At 70.9% G+C, this 26352-nt stretch carries 24 protein-coding genes and 1 pseudogene; 13 read left to right on the top strand and 12 right to left on the bottom strand.

Annotation, left to right across the window (positions count from 1 at the left end; genetic code table 11):
- Positions 1 to 151: 151 nt before the first annotated feature.
- Positions 152 to 367 carry a hypothetical protein gene (locus K228_RS0114955; protein WP_011904173.1) on the top strand — a complete coding sequence of 72 codons (216 nt, stop codon included), beginning with the start codon at positions 152 to 154 and terminating at the stop codon, positions 365 to 367.
- A gap of 31 nt (positions 368 to 398) precedes the next feature.
- Here K228_RS0114955 and K228_RS0114950 read toward each other — a convergent pair whose 3' ends face one another.
- From K228_RS0114950 to K228_RS0114935, 4 genes are all read right to left on the bottom strand, one after another.
- On the bottom strand, positions 399 to 860 hold the full coding sequence (locus K228_RS0114950) for a DUF3263 domain-containing protein (RefSeq protein WP_025619166.1): 462 nt from the start codon (positions 858 to 860) through the stop codon (positions 399 to 401).
- Between the two features lie 195 nt (positions 861 to 1055).
- Entirely contained in the window at positions 1056 to 2069 is a 1014-nt protein-coding gene (locus tag K228_RS0114945) for an ABC transporter permease subunit (protein WP_025619165.1), read from the bottom strand.
- Positions 2066 to 3043: an ATP-binding cassette domain-containing protein gene (locus tag K228_RS0114940; RefSeq protein ID WP_281171585.1), complete on the bottom strand. Its 978-nt coding sequence runs from the start codon at positions 3041 to 3043 to the stop codon at positions 2066 to 2068. The genes K228_RS0114945 and K228_RS0114940 overlap by 4 nt, the downstream gene beginning before the upstream one ends.
- 141 nt (positions 3044 to 3184) lie before the next feature.
- Entirely contained in the window at positions 3185 to 3970 is a 786-nt protein-coding gene (locus K228_RS0114935) for a DeoR/GlpR family DNA-binding transcription regulator (protein WP_025619163.1), read from the bottom strand.
- A 186-nt stretch (positions 3971 to 4156) separates the two neighbouring features.
- Here K228_RS0114935 and K228_RS0114930 point away from each other — a divergent pair, with 186 nt between their 5' ends.
- Genes K228_RS0114930 through nagA form a run of 3 tightly spaced genes read left to right on the top strand, consistent with a single transcriptional unit; the run spans position 4157 to position 7166 of the window.
- A complete protein-coding gene (locus tag K228_RS0114930) occupies positions 4157 to 5086 on the top strand; it encodes an SIS domain-containing protein (RefSeq protein WP_025619162.1) in 930 nt (309 codons plus the stop codon).
- Entirely contained in the window at positions 5083 to 6060 is a 978-nt protein-coding gene (locus tag K228_RS0114925) for an ROK family protein (protein ID WP_025619161.1), read from the top strand. Before K228_RS0114930 ends, K228_RS0114925 begins: the two co-directional genes overlap by 4 nt.
- Positions 6057 to 7166: an N-acetylglucosamine-6-phosphate deacetylase gene (nagA, locus tag K228_RS0114920; RefSeq protein WP_025619160.1), complete on the top strand. Its 1110-nt coding sequence runs from the start codon at positions 6057 to 6059 to the stop codon at positions 7164 to 7166. The genes K228_RS0114925 and nagA overlap by 4 nt, the downstream gene beginning before the upstream one ends.
- A gap of 47 nt (positions 7167 to 7213) precedes the next feature.
- Here nagA and K228_RS0114915 read toward each other — a convergent pair whose 3' ends face one another.
- The gene (locus K228_RS0114915) at positions 7214 to 8425 is read right to left on the bottom strand and encodes a DUF4032 domain-containing protein (RefSeq protein ID WP_025619159.1); all 1212 of its coding nucleotides are present in this window, start codon (positions 8423 to 8425) and stop codon (positions 7214 to 7216) included.
- Positions 8426 to 8467: 42 nt separating this feature from the next.
- Here K228_RS0114915 and K228_RS0114910 point away from each other — a divergent pair.
- Positions 8468 to 9303: pseudogene (locus tag K228_RS0114910) on the top strand (phosphatase PAP2 family protein).
- Positions 9304 to 9662: 359 nt separating this feature from the next.
- On the top strand, positions 9663 to 10232 hold the full coding sequence (locus tag K228_RS0114905; protein WP_025619158.1) for a carbonic anhydrase: 570 nt from the start codon (positions 9663 to 9665) through the stop codon (positions 10230 to 10232).
- A 21-nt stretch (positions 10233 to 10253) separates the two neighbouring features.
- On the opposite strand, the gene K228_RS0114900 is transcribed toward K228_RS0114905, so the two are convergent.
- Positions 10254 to 12185: an NAD-binding protein gene (locus K228_RS0114900; protein WP_025619157.1), complete on the bottom strand. Its 1932-nt coding sequence runs from the start codon at positions 12183 to 12185 to the stop codon at positions 10254 to 10256.
- A gap of 104 nt (positions 12186 to 12289) precedes the next feature.
- Here K228_RS0114900 and K228_RS0114895 point away from each other — a divergent pair, with 104 nt between their 5' ends.
- Positions 12290 to 13816 (top strand): FAD-dependent oxidoreductase, encoded by a 1527-nt coding sequence (locus K228_RS0114895; RefSeq protein WP_025619156.1) that lies wholly within the window; start codon positions 12290 to 12292, stop codon positions 13814 to 13816.
- A 24-nt stretch (positions 13817 to 13840) separates the two neighbouring features.
- Here the strand turns inward: K228_RS0114895 and K228_RS0114890 are convergent, their stop codons facing one another.
- Together K228_RS0114890 and K228_RS0114885 are read right to left on the bottom strand one after the other, a co-directional pair.
- Complete coding sequence (locus K228_RS0114890) at positions 13841 to 14671, bottom strand: enoyl-CoA hydratase/isomerase family protein (RefSeq protein ID WP_050580994.1); 831 nt, start codon at positions 14669 to 14671, stop codon at positions 13841 to 13843.
- A 109-nt stretch (positions 14672 to 14780) separates the two neighbouring features.
- The gene (locus tag K228_RS0114885) at positions 14781 to 15251 is read right to left on the bottom strand and encodes an MSMEG_6728 family protein (RefSeq protein ID WP_025619154.1); all 471 of its coding nucleotides are present in this window, start codon (positions 15249 to 15251) and stop codon (positions 14781 to 14783) included.
- Positions 15252 to 15498: 247 nt separating this feature from the next.
- Between K228_RS0114885 and K228_RS0114880 the strand changes: the two genes are divergently transcribed.
- Complete coding sequence (locus K228_RS0114880; protein WP_025619153.1) at positions 15499 to 16668, top strand: UDP-N-acetylglucosamine--N-acetylmuramyl-(pentapeptide) pyrophosphoryl-undecaprenol N-acetylglucosamine transferase; 1170 nt, start codon at positions 15499 to 15501, stop codon at positions 16666 to 16668.
- A gap of 83 nt (positions 16669 to 16751) precedes the next feature.
- Here K228_RS0114880 and K228_RS0114875 read toward each other — a convergent pair whose 3' ends face one another.
- A complete protein-coding gene (locus tag K228_RS0114875) occupies positions 16752 to 18038 on the bottom strand; it encodes an APC family permease (protein WP_025619152.1) in 1287 nt (428 codons plus the stop codon).
- 56 nt (positions 18039 to 18094) lie between these two features.
- Here K228_RS0114875 and K228_RS0114870 point away from each other — a divergent pair, with 56 nt between their 5' ends.
- From K228_RS0114870 to K228_RS0114860, 3 genes are read left to right on the top strand one after another with little or no spacing between them, the layout of a single operon-like run.
- Positions 18095 to 18751: a helix-turn-helix transcriptional regulator gene (locus K228_RS0114870; RefSeq protein WP_025619151.1), complete on the top strand. Its 657-nt coding sequence runs from the start codon at positions 18095 to 18097 to the stop codon at positions 18749 to 18751.
- 14 nt (positions 18752 to 18765) lie between these two features.
- Positions 18766 to 19128, top strand: a complete 363-nt coding sequence (locus K228_RS0114865) for a cupin domain-containing protein (RefSeq protein ID WP_029723599.1) — start codon at positions 18766 to 18768, stop codon at positions 19126 to 19128.
- Between the two features lie 2 nt (positions 19129 to 19130).
- Positions 19131 to 19427, top strand: coding sequence for an antibiotic biosynthesis monooxygenase family protein (locus tag K228_RS0114860; RefSeq protein WP_025619150.1), 297 nt, complete (start codon positions 19131 to 19133; stop codon positions 19425 to 19427).
- A gap of 106 nt (positions 19428 to 19533) precedes the next feature.
- Here the strand turns inward: K228_RS0114860 and K228_RS0114855 are convergent, their stop codons facing one another.
- A complete protein-coding gene (locus K228_RS0114855) occupies positions 19534 to 20718 on the bottom strand; it encodes an NAD(P)/FAD-dependent oxidoreductase (RefSeq protein WP_025619149.1) in 1185 nt (394 codons plus the stop codon).
- Positions 20719 to 20799: 81 nt separating this feature from the next.
- On the bottom strand, positions 20800 to 21744 hold the full coding sequence (locus tag K228_RS0114850) for an RNA polymerase sigma-70 factor (RefSeq protein ID WP_025619148.1): 945 nt from the start codon (positions 21742 to 21744) through the stop codon (positions 20800 to 20802).
- 144 nt (positions 21745 to 21888) lie between these two features.
- Between K228_RS0114850 and K228_RS0114845 the strand changes: the two genes are divergently transcribed.
- Both K228_RS0114845 and recD2 read left to right on the top strand, forming a co-directional pair.
- On the top strand, positions 21889 to 22203 hold the full coding sequence (locus K228_RS0114845; protein ID WP_025619147.1) for a DUF1905 domain-containing protein: 315 nt from the start codon (positions 21889 to 21891) through the stop codon (positions 22201 to 22203).
- A gap of 35 nt (positions 22204 to 22238) precedes the next feature.
- Positions 22239 to 24497, top strand: coding sequence for an SF1B family DNA helicase RecD2 (recD2, locus tag K228_RS0114840; RefSeq protein ID WP_025619146.1), 2259 nt, complete (start codon positions 22239 to 22241; stop codon positions 24495 to 24497).
- Positions 24498 to 24571: 74 nt separating this feature from the next.
- Here recD2 and K228_RS0114835 read toward each other — a convergent pair whose 3' ends face one another.
- Positions 24572 to 26275, bottom strand: a complete 1704-nt coding sequence (locus K228_RS0114835) for a bifunctional metallophosphatase/5'-nucleotidase (protein WP_025619145.1) — start codon at positions 26273 to 26275, stop codon at positions 24572 to 24574.
- Between the last annotated feature and the right edge of the window lie 77 nt (positions 26276 to 26352).

Here is a 26352-nt window from a genome sequence, read left to right as displayed (position 1 = left end):
CGAAGGGATCAGCCAGTTGGCCCTATCTGAATCTTCCTCACACTCCGTTGCTGAATCCTCCGTCCCCCACCACGGCAGAAGGTAGCGTCAGCACTGGTGGCCCGCCGGGCTTCCGTGGCACGAGCCGACCTTTGCGACAGGGGGATCGCGGATGTTGCAGCGCCTACACGAGACCGGCTTCCGAGCCGAGCACGCCTATCTCGCGGGTTTCGTAAGCATTGGCCTGTCGTTTGGCAGTTGGTTCCTCTCCAAGCATCTGGAGCGGGCGGGCATGGCCCGCGCCGACCGCTGGGGAATCTTCATCGGCGAGTGGGCTCCGACCTTCTTCGCCATCGGCAACGGCCTGCGCATGCACGAAAAGCGCTGACCTGGCCGCAGGGGCCGGTCGTGCCGGCCCCTCAGCGACGTCGGTCGCGGGCTCGGGCTGAGCGCAGGCGGCGCAGCCGCCCCACCAGGAGCGGCTCGGCCGCCAGGGCAGCCGGGTTGTCCAGCAACGCGTTCAACAGTTGGTAGTAGCGGGTGGCGGTGCAGCCGAACCGGTCTCGGATCGCCTGTTCCTTGGCGCCCGGGTGCCGCCACCACTGCTGCTCGAAGTCGAGGATGTCGCGCTCCCGCTCGGTCAGCCCGGCGGTCGAGCCGACGGCTTCCCCTGGCGCGGCGTCGGTCGACGGCGCACCGCCGACGGCCTCCCCCGGCGCACCACCGTCAACCCCCACGGCGTCCGGCTCGAGGCTGGCCGACGCGACGGCCTCCACCTCGGGCACCGGCCGGGGCGGCGGTACGACCGAGCGCCCACGCCCATCGCCAGGTCGCCCGTCACCGGAGGGCTCGGCGGCGGTCGGGGCGGTGTCGGACGGCATGACACTCCTCGCGAGGGCGGTCGGCCCGGTACGGCCGGCCCGGGGGTGCCTCAGCCTAGTGCGCCGCTCGGCCAGCCGCACGAGACGGCCAGCCGAGCGGCGCGGCGGGCCGGCCGGCGAGCGGGCTCACCGGACGGCCTCACCGGACGGGCGAGCCTGTCCGACGAGCGCGGTCCGGGGGCGGTTCGGCGGGCGTCAGGAGACGTCCCGACGACGAATCGCCCAGCACGCCCCGCCGAGGATGAGCACCAGCCCCGCCACGAGTAGCCCGGACGTGTGTTGCCAGGTGAGGGTCAGGGTCTCCGGATCGCATTGACCGAAGGGATTGACCCGACACGTCTGCCAGTCCTGGAGGACGACCTCCTTCTGCATCCAGGCCTGCACGTACGTGGGAAGCAGCCATGCCTCGACAAACTTCGCTCCGGTCAGGCTGAGCAGCACTCCGAGACCGAACTGCCCGACCACCACCACCCCGACCGCGCCGCCCAGCGCCATCGCGGTGTGCCGGCCGAGCGAGGCCAGCCCAAAACCGAGAACGGCGGCGACCAAGGCGAGCACCACGCCACGCAAGCTGGTCAGGGCGAAGGACTGCCAGGCGCCGGTGGTCATCCCTGCGGTGCTGCCGCGCGTGCTGGCGATCAGCCAGAAGCTGCCGAACCAGAGCACCGTCGTGGTCACCGCCAACGCCAGCAGCCCGGTGAGCAGGGCCGCCAGCTTGGTCAGCAGAACGCTCACCCGCTTCGGCCGCCACAACAGCATGGTCATCATGCCGCCGGTGTTCCACTCGGCGCCCACGAAGGAGGAGCCCACCACGAAACCGACCAGGGCCAGGATCGCCGCGAGCGCGATCAACGTCCCGCCGAAGCTGGCCCGAAAGTCGAAGGTGGCTGGTAGGTACTGTTCGGCCAGGTAGACGTCTTGGGGTGGGGGCGAGATCTGGGAACAGTCCGGGGGAAAGCGATCCGACTGGTCACCCCGGGCCGCCGCCTGCTCGCACTCGGCCCGAATCTCTTCGGTCTGCCGCACCTGCTGCTGCCAGTACTGCTCGGCGGCCACCTCGGCCTTGGCCCGGGCCGCGTCGTCGATCTTCTGGTTCGACAGGAAGACCCCGATGGCCACGGTTGCCAACACCGCCAGGCCCAGCACGGTCGCCCAGCGGGTGAGGCGCCGCAGCACCAGCCGGCGTAGTTCCGCACGGTAGAGACTCACGCGCCCCACCCTCCTGTGCTGCGCTGACCCACCGCCGCGGGCCGCGCCGGCTGGTCAACCTGCCGGCTTTGGCCTGGGGCCGGGGCGGTGGCGGTCAGGTCGAGGAAGACACTTTCCAGATCGGCGTCGACCCAGACCAGCTCGCTGACGTACAGGCCCTGACCGGCGAGGAGGCGGGTCACCATGGCGGCTTCCTCCACCCCGGCGAGCAGCAGATGGCCCGGCTCCCGGGTGACGTGGAACCCAGCCCGGGTCAGCGCCTCACTCGCCTCCGGCAGGTCGGCCACCGCTTCCAGGCGCACCCGGACGGTGCCGGCCGAGTGGGCCGCCAGCACCTTCTCCACCGGGCCGAACGCGACCCGGCGGCCCAACGAGATGATCGTGACCGAGTCACAGATCAGTTGGATCTCGGCGAGGATGTGGCTGGAGAGCAGCACCGTGGTGCCCGCTTCGGACAAGTTCCGCATCAACGCCCGCATCTCCCGGATGCCACCCGGGTCCAGCCCGTTGGCGGGCTCATCCAGGATCAGCAGTCGCGGCTCCTTCAGCAGGGCGGAGGCGACGGCCAGCCGCTGCTTCATGCCGAGCGAGTAGGTCTTCACCCGCTCCCGGGACCGGTCTCGCAGCCCCACCAACTCCAGCACCTCGTCGACCCGGGTGGAGCGGACCTCGCCCGCGGTGGCCAGCAGGGACAGGGTGTCCCGGGCGGTGAAGTGTGGGAAGAACTGTGGGCTCTCGACGATCGCGCCGACCTGACCGGCGACCACTGACAGGTCGGCCGGGACCTCGTGCCCGAGCAGTCTCATCCGACCGCCATCGGGCCGGATGAGACCGAGCAGCGTACGAAGGGTGGTCGTCTTACCCGACCCGTTCGGGCCGAGGAAGCCGTGCACCTGGCCCGACTCCACCCGCATGTCAAAGCCGTCGAGCGCGTTGCGGGTGCCGCGCCTTCGACTTCGATAGGACTTTTGCAGACCTTCTATTTCCAGGACAGCCGTCAAGCTGCACCTCCCCGTTGGCGGTACTCACGACACAATACGCGGTACTACCCTTTGCGCAATACCCAATCCGTGCATCGTGGCGGAAAGCGGTGATAGGAGGTTTGCTCGTACGATTCAGGCGCAGACAACCCGCACGTCAGCGGCGCGGAAGGCGGCGACCACCTCGGGCGCCGCACCGGAGTCAGTGACCAGGGTCTCCATCCGGTCCACCGGGCAGATCCGGGCAAAGGCGTGGCCACCCAGCTTGGACGAGTCGGCGATCACCACCACCCGCTTCGCCCGCGCCACCATCAGGCTGTTCATCGCCGCTTCCCCCTCATGATGGGCGGCGGCGCCGAGCTGCGGGTCAACCGCGTCCACCCCGAGCAGGGCCACATCCAGGGTGACCTCGCGCAGCAGGGCCCCACCCAGCGGGCCGACCAGCTCGAACGACTTCGGTCGCACCACCCCACCGGCGACCACGACCTTCATCCGGGACCGGACCAGCAGCTCGTTGGCGATGTTGAGGGCGTTGGTGACCACGGTGAGCTGGGCACCCTCGGAGTTGGTGTTCAGATCCGGCCGTACGGCCAGCGCCCGCGCCACCTCGGTGCTGGTGGTGCCGCCGTTGAGGCCGACCACCGTGCCCGGGGACACCAGCGCGGCGGCCGCCGCGCCGATCCGCTGCTTCTCGGCCGAGTGCTTCGCGGACTTGTACCGCAGCGGCAGGTCATACGAGACGCCGTTGGCGACCGCCCCGCCCCGGGTACGCGTGATCATCTGCTGCTGGGCGAGCTGGTCGAAGTCCCGACGGATGGTGGCCTGCGAGACGGCCAGGCGCTCGGCGGCCCCCTCGACACTGACCCGTCCACTGTCGGTCAGCATCTCGAGCAGGGCGTTCCATCTCGCGTACCGGTCCACCCCGAGCCCTCCAGCGGCTGCACGATTGGTGATTGTGCGTGCACACTAGTGCGCGAAACTACGTAAAGGCAACGCCAGTTCTGCTCGATCCCCGGCCTGGTTGCCATCACCACCCAAATCGGCGCACAATAGCGCGCGAAAGCCGGGCCTAACGAGCCAAATCGCGCACGTTTCTGGAGAACCCTGATGTCGTACGTCGACATGGAGATCGCGAGTCAACCCGACTGCTGGCGGACCGCGGCACGGCTGGCCACCTCGGTGGTCGACCGGCTGCCCCAGCCCGGCGAGCGAGTCGCCGTCGTGGGATGCGGCACCTCCTGGTTCATGGCGATGGCCTACGCCGCCCGCCGCGAGCGCGCCGGCCACGGCGAGACCGACGCCTTCCAGGCCAGCGAATTCCCCGCCGGCCGCCGCTACGACCGGCTGATCGCGATCACCCGCTCCGGCACCACCACCGAGGTGACCGATCTGCTCGCCGCGCTCCGCGGAGTGCTGCCCACCACCGTCCTGGTCGGTGACCCCGCTGCCCCGGCCACCGACCTGGCCGACGCCACGGTGCCGTTGGCCTTCGCCGACGAACGCGCGGTGGTGCAGACCCGTTTCGCGACGACCGCGCTGGCCCTGCTCCGTGCCCACCTGGGCGACAACATCCCCGCGCTCTCCGCCGACGCCGAGGTGGCGGTGCGCGCCCCCCTACCGATCGACCCCGCCCAGATCGAACAGGTCACCTTCCTGGGCCGGGGGTGGACCGTCGGGCTGGCCCACGAGGCGGCGCTGAAGTGCCGCGAGGCCGCCACCTTCTGGGCCGAGGCGTACCCGGCCATGGACTACCGGCACGGCCCGATCTCCGTCGCCGCACCGGGCCGGCTGGTCTGGGCCTTCGGGGAGCTGCCCGAGGGGCTTGCGGAGGATGTGGCAGCCACCGGCGCCGCCTTCGTGCACAGCCGCACCCACGGGTGCCGCAGCGTGATTGGAAACTGGGCCGCCGGTCGCACACCACTGGACCCGATGGCCGACCTGATCCTGGCGCAGCGCTTCGCCGTCACGCTCGCCACCAGCCGTGGCCTCGACCCTGACGCACCGCGGCACCTCGCCCGCTCCGTGGTTCTGGCATGAGCAGCGGGGAGCTGGGCGGGGCGCCGGGCGCTCCGGTCGGCGTACCCGACCGACAGCAGGTCGTGGTCGCCATCGATGTTGGCGGCAGCGGTATGAAGTGCGCTCTGGTGCATCGGGACGGCGCGGTCGCGCGCACCGAGCACCACCCGACCCAGACCGCGCGCGGCCCGGTGGCGGTGGTCGACACCATCCTCGACGTCGCCGCGGCCCTGGCGGACACGGCCCGCCACGACGGGCTCACCCCGGTGGCGCTCGGCCTCGCTGCCCCGGGCGTCATCGACGAAGCGGCGGGGGTGGCGATCTGGTCGTCCAACATCGGCTTCCGCGACGTGCCGCTGCGGGCCCTGGCCACGACCCGGCTCGGGATGCCGGCGGTGCTCGGCCATGATGTCCGCGTCGGCGGTGTCGCCGAAGCGCGCCTCGGCGCCGGCCGGGCCGACCGACACGTCCTCTTCGTCGCCATCGGCACCGGCATCGCCGCCGCTCATGTGATCGACGGAACAGCCGCCACCGGGGCGCACGGAGCTGCCGGGGAGCTCGGCCACATCCTGGTCCGCCCCGGCGGACCACGCTGCGGCTGCGGGCAGGTGGGCTGTCTGGAGGCGATCGCGTCCGCCTCGGCGGTCGCCCGCCGCTATGCGGAGCTGGCCGACAGCACACCGGGGCCGAGCGCGGCCGAGGTGGCCGCCCGCGCCGCCGCCGGCGACCCGCTGGCCCAGCAGGTCTGGACAGAGGCGGTCACGGCCCTCGCCGACGGCCTCGCCATCGGCCAGGCGCTCTTCGACGTGGAGACGGTCGTGCTCGGCGGCGGGCTGGCCCGTGCCGACGCCCAACTTCTCGACCCGCTGCGGGCCGCACTACACGACCGGATGACCTTCCACCGCGAGCCGCGGCTGGTCCCGGCGGCCCTCGGTGCCGAGGCGGGCTGCATCGGCGCCGCCCTGCTCGCCCTCGACAGCCTGGAGAAGCGATGACGGTACGGGTGACCGGCAGGGTGGTGACCCCGGCCGGAGTGATCCACCAGGGCTGCGTAGAGATCAACAACGAGCAGATCACCGCGGTCGCCGAGTACCCGTCCGGGCGCGACGGGCACTGGATCCTCCCCGGCTTCGTGGACATTCACACCCACGGCGGCGGTGGGCACACCTTCACCACCGGAGACGCCGACGAGGCCCGCGCCGCCACCGGCTTCCACCTCCGACACGGCACCACCACCCTGCTGGCCAGCCTGGTGAGCTCGCCGTTCGAGCTGATGCGCGCCGCCACCACCGCCTACCGGCCGCTGGTGGCCGAAGGGGTGCTCGCCGGAATCCACTTCGAGGGTCCGTACCTCTCCGCGGCCCGCTGCGGGGCGCAGAACCCGGCGTACCTACGCGACCCCTCAACCGAGGAGCTGACCGAGCTGCTGGAGCTGGGCCACGGGACGATCCGGATGGTCACCCTCGCCCCGGAGCGCGAGGGAGCGACCGCGGCGATCAAGCTGCTCACCGCCCACGGGGTGACCGCGGCGGTCGGCCACACCGACGCCACGTACCAGCAGACCCAGGCCGCCATCGCCGCCGGCGCCAGCGTCGCCACCCACCTGTTCAACGGGATGCGCCCGGTGCACCACCGGGAGCCAGGGCCGGTGATCGCCCTGCTGGAAGCCCCCTCCGTGGTCTGCGAGTTGGTCGCCGACGGAGTGCACCTACACGACGGCATGCTCGCCTTCGCCACCACCACCGCCGGTGTGGAGCGGACCGCCCTGGTCACCGACGCGATGGCCGCCGCCGGCCAGCCCGACGGCGAGTACGAGCTGGGCGGCCAGCGGGTCACCGTGGCTGCCGGCGTGGCCCGGCTCGCCAGCGATGGGGCGGTCGCCGGCAGCACGCTGACGATGGATGCCGCCTTCCGGAACGCGGTCGCCACCGGGGTCGCCGTCTCGGAGGCCGCCCGGATGGTGACCACCACGCCCGCCCGTGCGATCGGTCTCGGCGATCAGGTCGGCGCCCTCCAACCCGGTCTCCGAGCGGACCTGGTGGTGCTCGACGACGACCTGAACGTGGTCCGGGTGATGCGCGCCGGCACCTGGCTGGACTGACCCAGCCGACGCGGGCGATGCCGGACCACGCCGGCGCCGGCCGCCGGTCAGCCCGGGGGCGGGATCTCCACCCCGAGCACCGCCTGCTCGTCGGGGCGGTGCGCCAGCACGTCCCCGAGGTACGACTGCACCGCCGGGGCCATGCCAACATCCCGGCCGGCCCGCTGGGAGAGCAGCCACTTGTGCTCGATGATCTGCGCGAAGATCTCCTGCGGTTCCAGCTTGCGGCGCAGGTGTGCCGGTACGGCGCGGACCACCGGCTCGAAGACCTCGGTCAGCCAGCGGTGCGCCGCCTGCTGCTCATCGACCAGGTCGCTCTCGGCCCGGTAGGCGTCCAGGTCGTTGAGGAGCCGACGAGCCTGGTTCTCCTCCGCGTCCAGGCCGGTCAGGCGCAGCAGCCGCCGGGTGTGGTAGCCGGCGTCGACCACCTTCGGCCGCACCAGATACCGCCCGTCGTCGATCGTCGACACGGCGATCTCGGCTACGTCGAAGCCCAGCTCGTTGAGCCCACGGATCCGGCCCTCGATGTCGTGCCGCGCCTCCCGCTCGATCTGCTGCTCGTAGGTGATCTCATGCCACAGCCGCTCATACCGCTGCACGACCTCCTCGCAGACCGCCGCCGGGTCGATCGACTCGTGCAGCAGCCCGGCCGCCTGTAGGTCCAGCGCCTCACCGAAGATGTTCACCCGGGCGATCTCCAGGTCCTCGCCGCGCTGCCCGTTCGACAACGAGCGGTGCAGCACCCCGGTCTCCGCGTCCACCAGGTAGGCCGCGAACGCGCCCGCGTCCCGACGGAAGAGCGTGTTCGACAGCGAGCAGTCGCCCCAGAAGAAGCCGGTCAGGTGCATCCGTACCAGCAGCGCGGCCAACGCGTCGAGGAGCCGCTGCATCGTCTCCGGGCGCAACGTGTGCGAGAAGAGCGCCCGGTAGGGCAGGGAGAACTGGAGGTGCCGGGTGATCAACACCGGGTCCAACGGTTCCCCGGCCTCGGTCTGCCGGTCGGCGACGATCGCCACCGCCTCCACGGTCGGGAAGTCGATCCGCTCCAGGGCCCGCAGCAGGTCGTACTCCCGCTCGGCCACCCGCTCACCGGTCTCCTTGACCGCGTACACGTAACCGCCAAGTCGGACGAACCGGACAACATGTCGAGAGATGCCCTGCGGCAGCGCCACCAGGTGCTGCGCCGGCCACTCCACCAGCGGGGTCGACCAGGGAAGATCGAGCAGCGCCGGGTCAACGAGAGCCGAGGTGATCCGCACGCACTCCAGTTTGCGCCCTCCCCCGCCGGAACGCCTCCCCGCGTGGTTCGGCACACAGCCACCGGGTCCGGCCGGGGGCCGCGCGGGCCGGTAGCGTGGCCGAGATGCGGCAGGTGACGACCCGGTGGCGAGCGGTACGGCTCCGGCCGGTCCACCCGGCCGGCTGGTGGTTCGACGGGCTACTCCTCGCCGGTCTGGTGGCTCTGACCGCCGCCCTCGCCGCCGGTCACCTCTTCGACCTCGACCGGGCGGTGGCCGACTGGTCGGATGCGCACCGCCCGGCCCCGGCGTACTGGATCGCGTGGCTCCTCAACTATCTCGGCCAGGGCGGCCCGCTGACCCTGACCGCCGTCGGGCTCGGCGTTCTGCTCGCCGTGCGACACCGCTCCGCCCGCCCGCTGCTGCCGCCGGTCGCCGGGCTCGTGCTGATCAACCTCGTCGTCGGCGCGCTCAAGGTGACGACGGCCCGGCCCGCGCCCAGCGCCAGCGTGCGCGAACCCTTCCTCGCGCCGGAGCAGACCCTGCCGCTCTTCCAGCACGAGCTGCCGCTGCAGTTCGCCCGCTCCTACCCGTCCGGCCACGTCGTCAACACGATCATCTGGTACGGCGTGATCGTCCTGCTCCTCGCCCGGCTGCTGGAGACGTACGGTCGCACGTTGCCACCCCGGCTCGCCATCGCGGTACGGGTCGTCCCGCCCCTGGTGGTGTTCACCACGACCATGTATCTGGGCTGGCACTGGTTGACCGACTCGATCGCCGGGCTGCTCCTCGGCCTCCTGCTGGACCGGGTGCTGCATCGGGTGCCCTGGGATGACATTCCGCTGCCCAGGAGGATCGACCAGGACCATCGGAGGCGGACCGCCGAGCACGCGGACTGACTCGGACCGCTATCGCGCGGATCGAGGCGTGGAGCTGCCCGTCCGGCGGCGGCGAGGGGCTACGCGCCAAACCCACCACCTGCCGCCAGCGGATCACCGAGAATACGCCCGCTGTGTCCGTCTATGGGAGCTTCGACGTATAATTCCCCTGCTAAAGGTGAGAGTCTGACTATAAACTAGTTCAGGGGAAATTAATGAATAAAGTTGTACGCCCGAATCGGAGGATGTTGCTCTCCGGTGCGCTTGTCGGCACCGTGGCCGCGCTCGCGGGCTGCTCATCGACGGAGGAACCCTCGGCAGCGAACAGCGCATCACCCGAAGCGCCGCCCACCACACCCGAGGCAGCACTCGAGCGGCTACTGGAGGGCAACCAGCGGTGGGTAAAGGGCGAACCGCAGAACCCCAACCGGGACCCGGCCCGGCGTCAGGCCCTAGCCCAAGAGCAGAAGCCCTTCGCGGCCGTCCTCTCCTGCATTGACTCGCGGGTGCCACCGGAGCTCATCTTCGACGTCGGCCTGGGCGACCTCTTCGCGACGCGCACCGGGGCCGAGGTGGTCAGCCCGGTGGTCACCGGTTCTGTCGAGTACGGGCCGCTGGCCAACGGCACGCCGCTCATCGTGGTCCTCGGTCATCAACGTTGTGGCGCCATCAAGGCGGCGCACGCCGCCCTTAGTGACGGCGAAACACTGCCCGGCAACCTGGCGGAAATCGTCACGGCCCTGCAGCCGGCGTACGAACAGGCAGCCGCAGCAGGGGGTGACGACCCGGTCGATGCCATGGTCCGAGCCCAGGCCGAGTTGACCGCGAACGACCTGCGCTCTAACCCGGACCTCGCCCCGCTCGTGGCAGAGCAGGAACTCGCCATTGTCAGCGCCTACTACTCCCTCGACACCGGTGCGGTCGAGGTCCTCAGCGGCGCACTCTCCTGACCAATCGATGGTGACCCGGGGCTAGTCGGAAGAGTCGGGTTGTTGACCAACTGAAGCGTCCTGCTCCCCCTCCCGCGGCAGTGGCGGGCCAGCCGGGGGCGTTACGGCCTCCGGGGACGAGCCGGCCGGGGGTGCCGCGGCCTGCGGGGACGAGCCGGCCGGGGGTGCCGCGACCTGCGGGGACGAGCCGGCCGGGGGCTCGGAAACCTCTGAATCGAGGGGGCCGGTCGCACGGAGCAGGGCGTTCAGCCCGGCCCGGCGGGCAACCACCGTCAACCGGTCCCCGGCCATAATCACTAACCGGTGGTCGACCTCCCACTCATACCGCTGGCCGAAACGGGCGTGGGCGAGGAGCCGGACACTGCCCGTCCGGCCAACGGCGGCGAGCGGCTGGCCTTCGAGCGAGGAGCCGGCGGCGACCGGTACCTCGGTGACCAACAGGGCGTGCCGGCCGACCGAGATGGTGGCGATGACGGCACGGTCCAGCAGGGCACCGGCGAACGACGGCGCCGCCAGGTACGACACGCTGCGCGAGACGCCGATGCCGAAGGACCGCTGGACGCGCTCGGCGAAGTGCCCGTCAAAGAGCCGCAGCACTACCTGAACGTCGTCGTTCAGGGAGCGGGCGGTCAGCGCGGCCCGCAAGTTCACCCCGTCGTCGGTGGAGACCACGACGAGGGCTTGGCAGGTACCGACCGAGGCGGCACGCAGGGTCTCCTCGGTGGAGGCGTCCCCGACCACCAGCGGCACACCGAGCCGCCGGGCCAGCTCGGCGCCCCGCGCGTCCGCCTGCTTGTCAATGGCGACCACCTCGACCCCGAAGTCGCGGAGTTGGGCGGTCACCCGGGTGCCGATGTTGCCGAGGCCGACCACGACCACGTGCCCGGAACGGTCGGTCAGGGGCCGACCGGAGTGCAGCGCCAGCCGGGCGTTGACGAGGCCGTCCACCACCACAGCGGTGATCAACGGGATCAGCGCCAGCCCGGAGAGATTGAGCACCACCTGGAGGATCTGCTCGCCGACCGGCTTGGCAGCGTCCGGGTCCTGCCCGCTCAGGGCGGTGACCAGGGTCAGGTAGAGCGCCTGCCCCCAGCTCACCTCGGCGGTGCTGGCGTAGAGGCCACCGAGCACGACGATCACCGCCAGCAGCACCAACACGGCGACACCGATCCGGCGGGTGGCGAAGCCACGGACCGCCCGGAGCAGCATCGAGACCGGCCGGCGCCATCGCCGGGCCCGACGCAGTCGGCGCGCGGCCACCTCGGTTCCCGGTGGCGTACCGGCCGCCTCAGCGAGCACCACGTCGGCGGCGGTCTCGTCCGCAGGCAGGACCCGGACCTCCCGCGGGTCCCGGGTATCCGCCACCGGGCAGACGACGTTCGTGTCGCGGAGATCGGCGCGGCGGGCCACATAGAGGGTCCGCCCGCCGTGCCGAAAGTGCGCCGGCGCGACCTCACCCAACGCGGCGGCGACGAAGGCGGGGGCCGCCATCGCGGCGTCGGAGAGCACCGCCGAGTCGGGGAAGATCTCTCGCACCCCGTTGGCCAGGCTGGTGTTGAACATCCGCACCACCAACCGCAGCCTCGGCTGCACCTCCTGGGCACAGAGCGCGGCGTGCATGTTGCCCACGTCGTCCTGGTGCAGCAGCGCCAAACCCTCAGCCCGGTCCAGGCGGGCATCGCGAAACGTCACCTCGTCGAGCCGGTCGGCCCGGATGACCTCGATGCCGTCGAGATCTCGACCGTCGGGGCTGTCCGTCCGCTGCCGCTCGGGCACCACCAGCGTGATCCGGATCCGGGCGAGCTGCGGCTCGGTGCCGAGCAGCGACTTGACCACCCAGTAGGCCAGTGCGTCGTGGCCGCAGACCACGTAGTGGGCCCAGGGGTCGCTGTTGCCTCGGAACCGCCGGCCGCTCCACCACACACGATCGAAGGGCCCCGTCATGTGGCGCATGGTAAACAGTCGGTAGCGCTCGCGCAGCCCAGTGATCACGAGTGCGACGGATCAGTACCGCGAGTCCATTCTCAACGCCAGCACGACTCCGGCAAACTGGGGCGATGGCGCTGTCGCAAATGGCGGGTCGGCTGCTCGGCGTACGCGAACACGTGGTGGACCCCGCCGGCGGCGGTTCCTCACGGCTGCCGCACCCCGCGCCCACCGTGGTGGTCGGCGGCGGAATCGCCGGTATGTCCGCCGCGGTGGTGCTGGCCGAGCGGGGAGTTCCGGTCACCGTCTTGGAAGCCGCCCCCACCGTCGGCGGAAGGCTCGGCGCATGGCCGGAGGCCTCGCCCGACGGCACTCGGACCAACGAACACGGGTTCCACGCCTTCTTCCGCCAGTACTACAACTGGCGGAACATCCTCCGCCGGGTCGACCCGGCGTTGGGCTTCCTCCGGCAGATCCCGCGCTACCCGGTCCTGTCCGCGCGCTGGCCGACCGAGGAGTTCGGCAAGCTGCCGCCCGCGGCGCCAGCGAACCTGCTCGCCCTCCTGCTCCGCAGCCCCAGCCTGCGCCTGCGGGACCTGCGCGCGATGAACCGGGACGCCGCGCTGCCGCTGCTGCGCTACGACCCGATCCAGACGTACGCCGAGTTCGATGACACCACCGCCGACGCCCTGCTCACCTCGCTCCGGCTGCCGGACCGAGCCCGAGCGATGCTCTTCGAGGTTTTCTCCCACTCGTTCTTCAACCACGAAGCGGAGATGTCCGCCGCCGAAATGATCGCCCAGTTCCACTTCTACCTGCTGGGCAACCCGGAAGGGCTCGCCTTCGACTGCCCCACGGCGGACTACGCGACGTCGATCTGGCAGCCCCTCACCCGGCACATCGAGCAGCGCGGCGGCCGGGTCGTCACCGAGGCCACGGTCACCGGGCTGCACCACGACGCCGCCAGCTGGCAGGTGGTGAGCACCGCCGGCGCGTACGAGGCCCGGCACGTCGTGCTCGCCGTCGACCCGCCGGCACTCGCCGCGCTGGTCGCGGCCTCCCCCATCCTCACCGAAGCCGCTCCCGACCTGGTCACGCGAATGCCCGCGTTCGGCCGACCCGGGCCCCCGTACGCGGTGGCCCGCTACTGGTGCGCCGGGGACGTGGATCCCGGGCGGGCGGTGTTCAGCGGGGTCTCCCGGCAGCCCACCCTGGACTCGGTGACGCTCTACCACCGGCTGGAGGAGGAGTCCCGCCGCTGGGCGGAGCGCAACGGCGGCGCGGTGGTGGAGTTGCACGCGTACGCCTGCGAACCGGGCGTACCCGCCGAGGAGTTGGCCGAACGGATGTGGACCGAGCTGAGGCCCCTCTGGCCGGAGGCGGGGCGGCTGCGGATCCGCGAGCTGCGGGCCCGGGTGGAGGCCCGGGCGCCCGCGTTCCCGCCTGGCAGCCACGCGGGGCGGCCCGGCGTCCGCACCGACGCCGACCGGCTCTACCTGGCCGGCGACGGCATCCACACCGACTTCCCCAGCGCGCTGATGGAGCGGTCCGCCGCCACCGGCATCCTCGCGGCCAACCACATCCTGCGGGAAGAGGGCGGTGCGACCGAGCCGGTCCACTCGATCCGCCCCCGGGGCCTGCTCGCCCGACCGCGCTGATCGAGGGCGGGCGCGACCCAACCGCTACCCGGTGCTGCCCGTTTCGGCGGGCCCCGCCTCGGGCGGGGACCACGGAAAGCGCGCCGGTCGGCGCTCGTTGGCCGCTGCCACGCCCTCCCGGGCCTCCCCGCTGGCCCGCACCTGCCCGTGCCACCAGGCGATCCGGTCGTTGTCCGCCCGCCCATCGATGATTTCCTTGGCCGCCATGACGCTGAGCCGAGACCGCGCGGTAACCGCGGCGGTAACCGCACCGACCCGGGCGGAGAGCGCGGCGGCGGGCAGCACCTCGTCCGCCAGACCGACCCGGAGCGCCCGCTCGGCGTCGATCAGCTCCGCCGTAAAGAGCAGGGCCTTCGCCGTGGACGGCCCGACCAACCGAGCCAGCCGGCGGGTGGTGGGTGCCGGGTAGACCAGGCCGAGCCGGGCCGGAGGTACGCCGAAACGCGCATCGTCGGCGGCGAGCCGCAGGTCACAGGCGACGGCGAGTTGGCAACCACCGCCGACGCAGGCGCCCCGAATCGCCGCGACTGTCGGCTTGGCGAAGGCGGCGAGCCGCTCCTCGGCCGTGACGGCGATACTGGCATCACCGGCGTCCAGCAGCTCGTCCAGGTCACCGAGGTCCGCGCCGGCACAGAAGGTGCCGTCGGCTCCGGTGAGTACCAAGGCCCGTACCGCCGGGTCGGCCTCCAGCCGATCGAGCACCCCCGGCAGGCGTCGCCACATAGCCGAGGTCATCGCGTTTCGGCGGGCCGGGTTGTGGATCACCACGGTCGCCACCGGACCGGCCACCTCGACAAGCAGTTCCGCATCCGCCACCGAAACTCTCCCTCCGGTCCACTTCGCCGCGGTGACGATATCGACGCAGCCGCCGCCCCGCCCCCTCCAGGTGATGCCGGTCACGATCCGGTAGCTCTTCCCCGCCGGCGGCGTGCCCCTCTTCCCAACCGGGCGGCAGGGCGCACTCCTAACCGGGGGCGCGATCAGAGCGGGGCCAGACATACTCCAGATCGATCGGGATGTCGCCGAACTGTGGGCGATAGTGCTCCGGGTCCTTGCGCAGCAGCGACGAGCGGTGGCTCAGGTGCAGGTCGTCGCGGCCCAGCCAGGGCGGTAGCTCACCGACGTCAGCCAACTCAGCCTGGGTGCGGACGGTACGCATGCCCCGGGCGGCGGTGAGGTCGGCGACCAGCGTCGCGGCGCAGGTGTCGGCTCGACCCGGCTCGCACCAGACCGCGCACACGTCCAGCCCGTACCGGGTCAGGGCCTCCTCGTAGCCGGCCCACATCTTCACCGCCGGATGGTGCCGCCAGCCATAACCCGGCCGGGTCAGCCCCCGCAGCACCTGGATCGCCTCCACCCGCTGCTTGCCGAGCCGACGCTGGTCCAGCGCGGCAGCGCTGGCCAGGAAGTCCGGGTACGGAAGGAACGTCTGCACCCCGGCTACCTACCCGCCGCCGTACCCGGCAATCCTCTCCGGCGGTGGTGTCGCCCGCCGCAGAACCGGAATGGACGGGTGTCGAACACCGCCGCCGGAGCGGCTCCGCCCGATGCGGCGGCGGGCGACGAAGCGACGGAGTCCGCTGACGCTATAGTCGATCTAGAACAACGTCAGAACGCTCGCTCAGTCCATCCCGGCTCGCCGGCAAGGCTGCCAGCCGGACGGACCCTGCACAGGGGAACGCGTGGCCGTCTACAGTGCCCAACAGCTCCACGGCTTGCGGATCATCGTCACCGGCGGCGGCACCGGGGGACACACCTACCCGGCGCTGACGACCATCCGGACGCTACGCGACCGCCTCGCCGAGACCGGCGCCGCGCCCGACATCCTCTGGGTCGGGGTCGAGCAGGGCCTGGAGGCGAAGATCGCCCGGCAGGAGGGCCTGCCCTTCCGCGCCATCACCACCGGAAAGTTACGGCGGTCCCCCAATCGTCAGGAGCTGTGGCGCAATATCACTGACGCGTTCCGGATTCCGATCGGCGTGCTGCAGGCCATGGCGACCGTACTACGGGTCCGGCCGCACGTGGTCCTCTCCACCGGCGGCTACGTCGCCGTCCCGATCGGTTTGGCTGCCTGGCTGGCCCGGCGGCCCCTGGTCATGCACGAGCAGACCCTCAACCTGGGCCTGGCCAACCGGATTCTCGCCCTCTTCGCCAGCCGGGTGCTGCTGAGCCACACCTCCTCGTTGACGAATCTGTCGAAGCGGGCCCAGGCCCGCGCGGTGGTCACCGGCAACCCGGTCCGCCCCGACATGCTCGCCGGAGACCCGGTTGCCGGCCGCGCCGCCTACGGGCTGGAGCCGCACCTGCCACTGGTCTTCGTCACCGGCGGGGCGCAGGGCGCGGTGCAGGTGAACCAGATGGTCGCCGAGGTCCTCCCCGATGTCCTGCAGCGCTGCCAGGTGCTACACCAGTGTGGGGAGTACAGCCTGGCCCACATGCGACAGATCGCCGCGCAGCTGCCAACTCACCTACAGGCCCGCTACCGCGTCGTGGACTACATCCATGGGCAACTGCCCGACGTGCTCGCTGCCGCCGACATCGTGGTCGCGCGCAGTGGCGCCGGCACAGTAGCCGAGCTGACCGCGTTGGGCCGACCGGCAATCCTGATCCCACTCGTGCCGACCTCCGGCGACGAGCAGCGGCAGACCGCCCGACACCTCGCCGAGGCCGGCGCGGCGCGGATGCTCACCGGCGGCGACGCCACCGGCGCCGCACTCCGCGCCGAACTGTTGACGTTGCTCGACGACGCGCAGCGTCGGCACGCCCTGGCAGAGGCCGCCCGCCGCCACGGCCGGCCGGACGCCGCTGCCGCCGCCGTCACCGAGCTGATCGACGCCGCGCGGCGGGGCTGAGCCACACCCCGAGCTGACCGTCGCCCCGGGCGGGCTGGCCCAGAGCTGACCGTCGGGCCAGCCGGTGACCCACCTAGAGCTGGTCAGCGGCCTCCGGCGTGCTCGAGGTACCGCCGACGCAGGGCGTACCAGCCAGCACCGAGAGCGAGCACACCAAACCCCGCCCCAACGCTGGTTGGCGGCAGGCTGACCGCCAGCGTGACGCAGCCGGCCAGCCCCAGCACGGCGAGCAGCCGCACCGGCAGCCGACGGCCCGGGTCACGGCCGAGGGTGAGCGCCGCGGCGTTGGTGATCGCGTAGTACACCAGCACAGTGCAGCTGGAGAAGCCGATCGCCCCGCGCACGTCACCGACGAGGACCACGGCCGCCACCACCACCGCCACCGCCAGCTCGGCCCGGTACGGCACCCGGTGCACCCGGTGCACAGCAGCCAGACCGACCGGCACGTCCCGTCGGCGGGCCATCGCCAGCAGGGTCCGTCCCACGCCAGCGAGCAGCGAGAGCAGCACCCCGGTCACCGCCACGGCCGCACCGGCCCGGACCACCCAGGCGAGGCCGGGCAGCCCGACGGTGGTCACCACGTCGGCCAGGGGCGCGGCTGACGCGGCCAGCCGGTCCGGGCCGAGCACCCCCAACGTGATCACCGCCAGCACCAGGTAGATCGCCAGCACCATACCCAGCGCCAGCGGCACCGCTCGGGGGATCGTTCGCCCCGGGTCACGTACCTCTTCGCCGAGAGTGGCGATCCGGGCGTACCCGGCGAAGGCGAAGAAGAGTAGCCCCGCAGCGGTCAGCACACCGGGTGCCCCGGCGCCGCCGGCATCGCTGAGCGCCCCGCCGCCGACCGAGCCGACATCGCCGATCCGCTCCGCGGCGAAGCCGGTCAGGCCGACCACCACGACCAGGGACAGGACCCCCAGCACCACGCCGACGAGGACCTTCGTGGCCAGCGCCGTCTTCCCCACACCGCGCAGGTTCACGGCGGTGACGGCCGCGATCGCGATGACGGCGACGAGTCGGGCCCGGCCCGGCCAGAGGTACGCCCCAACCGTCAGCGCCATCGCCGCGCAGCTTGCGGTCTTGCCGACCACGAAGCCCCAGCCGGCCAGAAAACCGGCGAACGGCCCGAGCCGCTCCCGCCCGTAGACGTACGTACCGCCGGATTCGGGGTAGTGGGCGGCGAGCCGAGCCGAGCTGGTCGCGTTACAAAACGCTACGAAACCGGCCAGAGTAAGTGCCAGCAGCAAGCCGGTCCCGCCGGCCGCCGCGGCGGCCGGGGCGAAGACCACAAAGATGCCGGCGCCGAGCATCGCCCCCAGCCCGACAACCACCGCATCGGCCACACCCAACCGCCGCACCAACCGCTCCACGGACCAGACCCTAGAGGGCCGAGGTGAACAGCGCGGAATTTTACGCAAGTTGTCTTGTGTATATTTGGCTCGTGACGAGTCGGCGAACAGCCCTACGGCAGGTTCTCCACCGGGCAGCCGGTGCCATGACTGCCCAGCAGGTCGCGGACGAAGTGGGCTGGCCAGTCGAAACCACCCGGCTGCACCTGGAGGAGTTGGTCGGCGCGCAGCTCGCCGAACGCGTACCCGCCGCTCCTCGCGGCCGTGGCCGCCCACCGATGACCTATCGCGCGACGACCGGCATGGACACCGCCGGACCCACCCGGTATCGCTTGCTGGCGGGACTCCTCGCGCGCACATTGCGTGAGCAGCCAAATGGTCGCGCACTCGCACGTGACGCCGGACGGGCGTGGGCATCCGAGCAGCCGACGGAGGTCATCGACGGCGCCCCACTCACCCGTGCCACAACCGCGCTCACATCCCGCTTCGAGGCCCACGAGTTCGCGCCGACAGCCACCCGCACGGGGGACCGCGCCGACATCACCTTGTGGCACTGCCCCTTCCTCGACCTCATAACTGACTACGGTGACGTCATCTGCTCCCTGCACGACGGCATGGTGGACGGGATCACCCACGTCACTGCCGGGACGTCGGTGGCGGCCCAACTCACCCCTTTCCCGCGACCTGACTCGTGTCAGATCACGTTGACCCGCCGCACCCGAAGGGAAAACTGATGCCCACCGCGCCGATGAAAAGCCTGCACGAACTCGGACAGGAACTCTTGACCCGCGCTCAGGAAGCTTCGTCCGGGCGCGCCACGGCCACGATCAACGCAGAGCACCGCAGCCTGAAACAGTTAGTGCTGGCGCTGCGCGCCGGGTCGGCGTTGAGCGAGCACGAAAATCCAGGGCAAGCCACCCTGCAACTGTTGTCGGGAACGGCCATCGTAACTACCGCCGAGACGGCGTGGCGCGGCTCCGCGGGCGACTACCTGGTGATTCCAGATCGCAAACACGACCTGCGAGCCGTCAGTGACATTGTCGTCATCCTGACGTTCGTCAAAGACCCCAACCGTCCTGAGCCACCCGCGGCGACCGACCCAAAGGAGTAACGATGAGCATCGTCAAAATTAATGCGATCGACATCACCGAAGGTCACGGTGACGAATTCGTCGAACGGTTCTCGGCACGCCCGGGCAAAATCGAACATGCGGATGGGTTCGAGGGCTTCCAGGTACTGCGTCCCACCGACGACCGCACAACCTGGTTGGTGGTCACCCAGTGGCGTGACATCGAGGCGTACAAGGCGTGGTACGCCACCCGCCCGCATCGCGCCCCCGAGTCGGTAACCTACGCCGACAAGTGGGAGCTGTGGTCCTTCGACGTCCTCACCGCGGCGAAGCCCGCCTGAGGCCGCCCCGCCTGGCCTGGGTCAACACGAACCCGGCCAGGCGGGACCCGGCAGTGGACGCGCACGACACCGGACCAGGCCCGGCGTTGACGACCACTTCGCCATCTCATGCGGGGGCGGTGCGCCGCTCCTTCCGGCTCGGGGTGGTACGGCGGCGGGTCGGCAACAGCAGCGTGGGGTGGAAGACGCTCCAGGCCGCCCCCCGACAGACCATCTCCTTGTAGCGGGCTGCCATCCTTCCGGCGATGAAGGACGCTTTGGCCTGGTCATCGGCGGTCACGAACTGGATGAGCCCGTCCTGCCGGCCGAGGCTGATGCACTGATTGAAGTAGCGAAGCGAGACCTTCGGCACCTCTCGACCGGTCAGGCGCGCGGCGATGGCGTCGGCTGCCTGCCAGCCCATGGGGATTCCGGAGGCGCAGGACATCCGGAGCGGCTTGCCGCTGGGACCCTCGGCGAACGCGGCATCACCGATCGCGTACACGTCGGGGTGCGAGATCGCGCGCATGCTGGCGTCCACGATGATCTGTCCGGTCTCGGCGAGCTTCAGCGGTGTGGCCGCGGCGATGGGGTGGACGGCGAAGCCCGCCGTCCAGACGGTCACCTGAGCCGGAATGGCCCGGTCGTCGCCGGTGACCGCGCTCTCCTCCGCAACCCCGACGATGTCAGTGTGCTCATGCACGGTGATGCCGAGCCGGTCACAGACGCGTCGCAGGTGACGCCGCGCCTTGACGTCCAGCCAGTCGCCGAGACCGCCACGGGCGGCGATCGCGACGGCGAGGTCCGGCCGCGCCTCGGCGATCTCAGTGGCGGCTTCGAGGCCGGTGAGCCCACCTCCGACGACCAGGACGTTCCCACCGGCGCCGAGGCGGACCAGGCGATCGCGCAGCCGCAGGGCGGACTCCTCACCGGCGATGCCGTAGGCGTGCGTGGCGACGCCGGGAACCCCGTGGTCAGTACCGGTGCTACCGAGGGCGTAGACGAGGGTGTCGTAGCCGATCTCGCCGGCACCGTGCTCGTCAACGAGCGTGACGATCTTCTGATCGACGTCAACGGCGGTGACCCGCGCCAGTCGCAGCCGCACGCTCGTACCCGCGTAGATGTCGCGCAGTCGGCGGGGGGCGAGGCGCTGTCCGGTCGCGAGTTGGTGCAACCGGACCCGCTCCACGAACTCGGCCTCGGCGTTGACGACAGTGATCTCGACGCTGTCGGGGTGCAGCCGCCGGGCGAGGCGTCCGGCGGCGCTGGCTCCGGCATATCCGGACCCGAGGACGACGATGCGGTGCTTCATGATCTCACTCCTGTCTCGATGCGTCCGCTTCCTGAACCGGATAGCGACGCGGTTGCTGACAGGAGCCGGCTATGAGCTGGGTCACCAGGCTTCGATGAGCGGTTCGCCGGGCTCGACGATGGACCAGCGGCGGGTGGCGCGGGCAAGCTTGTCTGGGTTGATCTGGGTATGGATGGCCGAGATCCCCTCCCCGGTCACCTGTAGGGACATGACCGCGACGACCCGGTCGTCGATCACGACCACCACCGCGGGTCCGCCGTTGACGACGCCGGCGTAGACAGCAGGACGGCCGCCGATCCGGTCGCGTTTGGCTTTGGTGGGACTGAGGAGACCACGCAGGAACCTCGCCACCGCCAGCGCGCCGGCGACCGGCGTGGTCCGGGCCGGGATCTTGCCGCCGCCGTCGCCGACGCTCGTCGCGTCCGCGGTCAGGAGCTCGACGAGCCGCCGCACCTGCCCACTTGTGGCGGCCACCAGGAACTCCTCGACAATCTTCCGCATGCTGGCCGCGTCCACCTCCGCGCGGACCCGGTCGGTGCTGATGTGCTGCTTCGCCCGCCGGTAGATCTGTTGGCAGTTCGACTCGGTGAGGTCGAGGAACTCGGCGATCTCACCGTGCGAGTAGCCGAACGCCGCCCGGAGCACGTACACGACCCGCTCGTTGGGCGAGAGCCGCTCCAGCAGGACAAGCACCGCCATCGAGACCGACTCCCGCTGCTCGACGGTGTCGACCGGGCCGAGCATCGGGTCTCCGGTGAGCAGCGGCTCGGGCAGCCAGGTACCCACATACGCCTCACGCCGGACGCGCGCGGAGGTGAGCTGGTTGAGACACAGATTGGTGAGCACCTTGGTCAGCCACGCCTCGGGCGTCTGGACGTGCCTGCGGTCGGCGGCCTGCCAGCGCAGGAAGGTGTCCTGGACCGCGTCCTCGGCGTCGCTCGCCGAGCCGAGCAGCCGGTAGGCGATCGCCTCCAACCGAGCCCTGGACTGCTCGAACAGCTCGACGTCGTACGAACTCAGCAGCATGGCCCGACAGTAGCCAGGCAGCCCTGTCGGCACCACGGCTCAGCTCACGTGTTAGCACCGGCGACCGCGCCGGGGTGCCGGTTCGGTCGCTCGGGGTGCGGAGCGACGGTGCCGGGTGTCGGACCGTCGTGTCAGGCTGGGCCCGTGATCGTCACCTTCGAGGCCGAGCTGTGGAGCTGGAGTGCCCGGCGTGCCGACAGTTGGACCTTCGTCAGCCTCCCCACCGACCTGTCGGAGGAGATCCGGGAGCTGCCCGGGCCACCGCGTCGTGGCTTCGGCTCGCTGCGGGTCCGGGTCACGGTCGGCGACAGCACCTGGGCGACCTCGATATTTCCGGACAAACAGCGAAGCTGCTATGTGCTGCCGGTCAAACGAGCCGTCCGTGACGCGGAAAACGTCGAGGCCGGCGACGTCACCACCGTGCGCCTCGAACTCCTCGAGCACGGAGACCAGCCCTGAGGCGGAACGCCGCGCTGCCGCTGCGGTAGGGCAGGATGGCCGACGTGACCGCTGCCCCTCGTCCCGCCCTGGCGACGCTCGAGGCGGTGCTGGAGCGGCTCACGTACGTCAACGAGGAGACCGGCTACACCGTGGCCCGCGTCGCCACCGACCGGAGTAGCGATCTGTTGACGGTGGTGGGCGCGCTGCTGGGCGCACAGCCGGGGGAGAGCCTGCGGCTGCACGGGCGCTGGTCCTCGCACCCCAAGTACGGCCGGCAGTTCGAGGTCGACTCCTACACCACGGTCTTGCCGGCCACGATCCAGGGCATCCAGCGCTACCTCGGCTCGGGCTTGGTCAAGGGCATCGGGCCGGTGTTCGCCGAACGGATCGTCGCCCACTTCGGCCTGGAGACACTGCGGATCATCGAGGAGGAGCCGGCCCGCCTGGTGGAGGTGCCGGGGCTGGGCCCGAAGCGCACCGCGAAGATCACCGCTGCGTGGGCGGAGCAGCAGGCGATCAAGGAGGTCATGGTCTTCCTCCAGGGGGTCGGGGTCTCGACCTCCCTCGCGGTACGGATCTACAAGCAGTACGGCGATGCCTCCACCGACGTGGTCATGAAGGAGCCGTACCGGCTGGCGGCCGACGTGTGGGGCATCGGCTTCAAGACCGCCGACATCATCGCCCAGTCGGTCGGTATCCCGCACGACAGCCCGCAGCGGGTCATGGCCGGCTTGCAGTACACGCTCTCCGAGGCCACCGACAACGGCCACTGCTACCTGCCCGAACCGGAGCTGGTCGCGGACGCGACGAAGATCCTCGACGTGCCGGCCGACCTCGTCACCCGCTGCCTGGACGACCTGGTCACCGAGGAAGGTGTCGTCCGTGAGCTGCTACCGGGCGGCGACGCCGCTCGGCCAGCATCGGCAACACCCGGCCCAGCGGAGCCGGTCCGGGCGGTGTACCTGGTGCCGTTCCACCGGGCGGAGCGGTCTCTCGCCACCAGCCTGCTCCGCCTGCTCGGCGATGGGGCCGATCGGTTGCCGCACTTCGTGGGCGTCGACTGGGGCAAGGCCCTGACCTGGCTGAAGGCGCGTACCGGCAACGACCTCGCCACCGAGCAGGAGCAGGCGGTCCGGCTCGCGCTGACCTCGAAGGTCGCGGTGCTGACCGGCGGGCCGGGGTGCGGCAAAAGCTTCACTGTCCGTTCAATCGTCGAACTGGCCGCCGCCAAGAAAGCCAAGGTCACCCTGGTAGCCCCGACCGGGCGGGCCGCCAAGCGCCTCTCCGAGCTGACCGGGCACCCCGCCGCCACAGTGCACCGCCTGTTGCAGCTGCGCCCGGGCGGGGACGCCTCCTACGACCGGGACAACCCCCTCGACGTTGACCTGCTCGTCGTGGACGAGGCCTCCATGCTCGACCTCATCCTGGCCAACAAGCTCGTCAAGGCCGTCCCGCCCGGCGCGCACCTGCTGCTGGTCGGCGATGTTGACCAGCTCCCCTCCGTCGGCGCCGGCGAGGTGTTGCGCGATCTGCTCGCCGCTCCGGCCATCCCGCGGGTGCGGCTGACCCAGATCTTCCGCCAGGCCGCCCAGTCCGGCGTCGTCACCAACGCCCACCGCATCAACGCCGGCCGCCCGCCCCTGCTCCAGGGCCTGCCGGACTTCTTCCTCTTCGCCTGTGACGACACGGAGGCCACGGCCGACCTGACCGTCGATGTCGCCTGCTCCCGCATCCCCGCCAAGTTCCGCCTTGATCCCCGCCGGGACGTGCAGATCCTCACCCCCATGCACCGGGGCCCCGCCGGCTCGGGGGCGCTGAACACCCTGCTCCAGCAACGACTCACCCCGCATCGGGAGGGACAGCCGGAGCGGCGTGCCGGTGGGCGGGTGTTCCGCATCGGCGACAAAGTCACCCAAATCCGCAATAACTACGACAAGGGGCAGGCTGGTGTCTTCAACGGCACCCTCGGCATCGTCACCCAGCTCTCGACCGAGGAGCAGACACTGACCGTCCGCACCGACGAGGACGAGAGCCTCGACTACGACTTCGACGAGCTGGACGAGTTGGCACACGCCTACGCCATGACCATTCACCGCTCGCAGGGCTCCGAATACCCGGCGGTCGTCATCCCGCTGACCACCAGTGCCTGGATGATGCTGCAACGCAACCTGCTCTACACCGCCGTCACCCGCGCCAAGCAACTCGTCGTCCTGGTCGGCTCTCGCCGGGCCCTCGCCGCCGCGGTCCGCACCGTCGGCGCCGGCCGCCGGCACACCGCCCTCAACCACCGGTTGGCCGCCACAACGCCCTGATCGGCGGGCCCAACGGGCAGAGACGCAGCCGGGCCCCGGGAACACCGGGGCCCGGCTGCGTTGGAAGCGGGGCGTCAGCGGCCGGGCTCCTCGGTGGTACGGATCCGGTCCAGCGCCGGGGCGGAGACCGGTGAGGTCTCGGTCAGGTACGCGACCAGCGCGTCCAGGTCGATCTGGCCGGTGGCCGGGGTGGTGCCATTGGTGAGGACGGAGAAGCCGTCGCCCCCGCCGGCCAGGAAGCTGTTCACCGTGACCCGGTAGGTGCCGTCGGTCTCCACCGGCACGTCGGCGAAGGTCAGGCTGCCGCGGACCACGCGGGTGCCGGCGCAGGGGTCATCCGCCGGGGCGGTGCCGCCGGCCGGATCGACGACGTACCGGACCGTGGCCGACGGGTAGAGCACCCGCTCGGTGACGAACTGCTGCTCCAGCAGGCAGTAGAGCTGCTCACCGGTGAGGTCGAGGGAGACCAGGTTGTTGGTGAACGGCTGTACGGTGAACGCCTCCTCGTAGGTGACCGGGCCGGCGTCGAAGTCCGCCCGGACACCACCCGGGTTCATGAACGCGGCGACGGCGTTCTGGTCCCCCTCGGTGGCCCAGAGCTGGGCGTCAGCGATCAGGTTCCCGAGGGGGGACTCCCCGCGAACGGTGTCAAAGAGGGTCTCCTGCGTCCGGGTGATCGCCTCGGTGGTCTCGCCGACCTCCCGACCCGCAACCGGGCCAAGGACGGTCTGGTAGTGGTCGATCAGCGCGGTCTGGACCGGGTCCTCGGCGACATCCCGCGTGACCACCAGGTTCTCGGCGGTGGCCCGCAGCACGTCCCCGGTCCGCCGGTCGATCTTCAGATCGATGTCGGTGATCAGCCGGCCGTACGAGCTGGCGCTGGTCACCAACTTGTTGTTGACCTCGCAGTTGTACGCCTGGTGGGTGTGCCCGCTGACGACGACGTCGATGGACGGGTCCATCCGGTCGACGATGTCGACCACCGGGCCAGTGAAGTCGACGCAGTCGTTGATGCCACCGGCGCCGGCCTGGCTACCGCCCTCGTGCAGCAGCACCACGATGGTCTCCACGCCCTTGCGGCGCAGTTCCCGCGCGTACCGGTTGGCGGTCTGCGCCTCGTCGGCGAAGGTCAGGCCGGCGACGCCGTCCGGGCTGACGATGTCCGGGGTGCCCTCGAGGGTCATTCCGATGAAACCGATCTTGACGCCCTGCACCCGGTGGATGGCGTACGGGGGCAGCAGCGGCTCGCCAGTCTCGGTCACGAAGGAGTTCGCGGCGAGGTACTGGAAGTCAGCGCCCCGGTACGGGGTGCCGTCGGCGCAGCCGTCGACCGGGTGGCAGCCACCGTGCTGAATCCGCAACAGCTCGTCGGAGCCCTCGTCGAACTCGTGGTTGCCAACGCTCGCGTAGTCGAGCCCGGCCTGCGACAACGCCTCAATGGTCGGCTCGTCGTGGAAGGCCGCCGACAGCAGCGGGGAGGCACCGATCAGGTCCCCGGCAGCGACCGTGATGGTGTTCTTCTTCTTGCTGGCCTTACGCAGCTCGGCCAGGTGGGTCGCCAGGTACTCGACCCCACCGGCCGGCTGGTCCTCGATCGTGCCGCTGGAGCCACCGGGCGGCTCCAGATTGCCGTGGAAGTCGTTCAGCGCGAGCAGCGTGACCTCGACCGGCTTCGGCCCGGCGTCCGCCGCTTCGGGGGTGGTCGCGACCGCGCCGAAGGCGGCCACAGCGAGCGCGGTCAGGCCGATCGCGGCCCGACGCATCCCAGGGATGGACATGGAACTCCTCATGGGAACGGCGCGGAAACATCCGGGCTAGGCACGCCCACCATTTCGCGCCATCGGCAGGATTCGGA

The sequence above is a fragment of the Salinispora cortesiana genome (assembly GCF_000484695.1).
Classification (GTDB): domain Bacteria; phylum Actinomycetota; class Actinomycetes; order Mycobacteriales; family Micromonosporaceae; genus Micromonospora; species Micromonospora cortesiana.
Note: the sequence above shows the minus strand (reverse complement) of the source record. Positions and strands in the feature narration are given on the sequence as shown.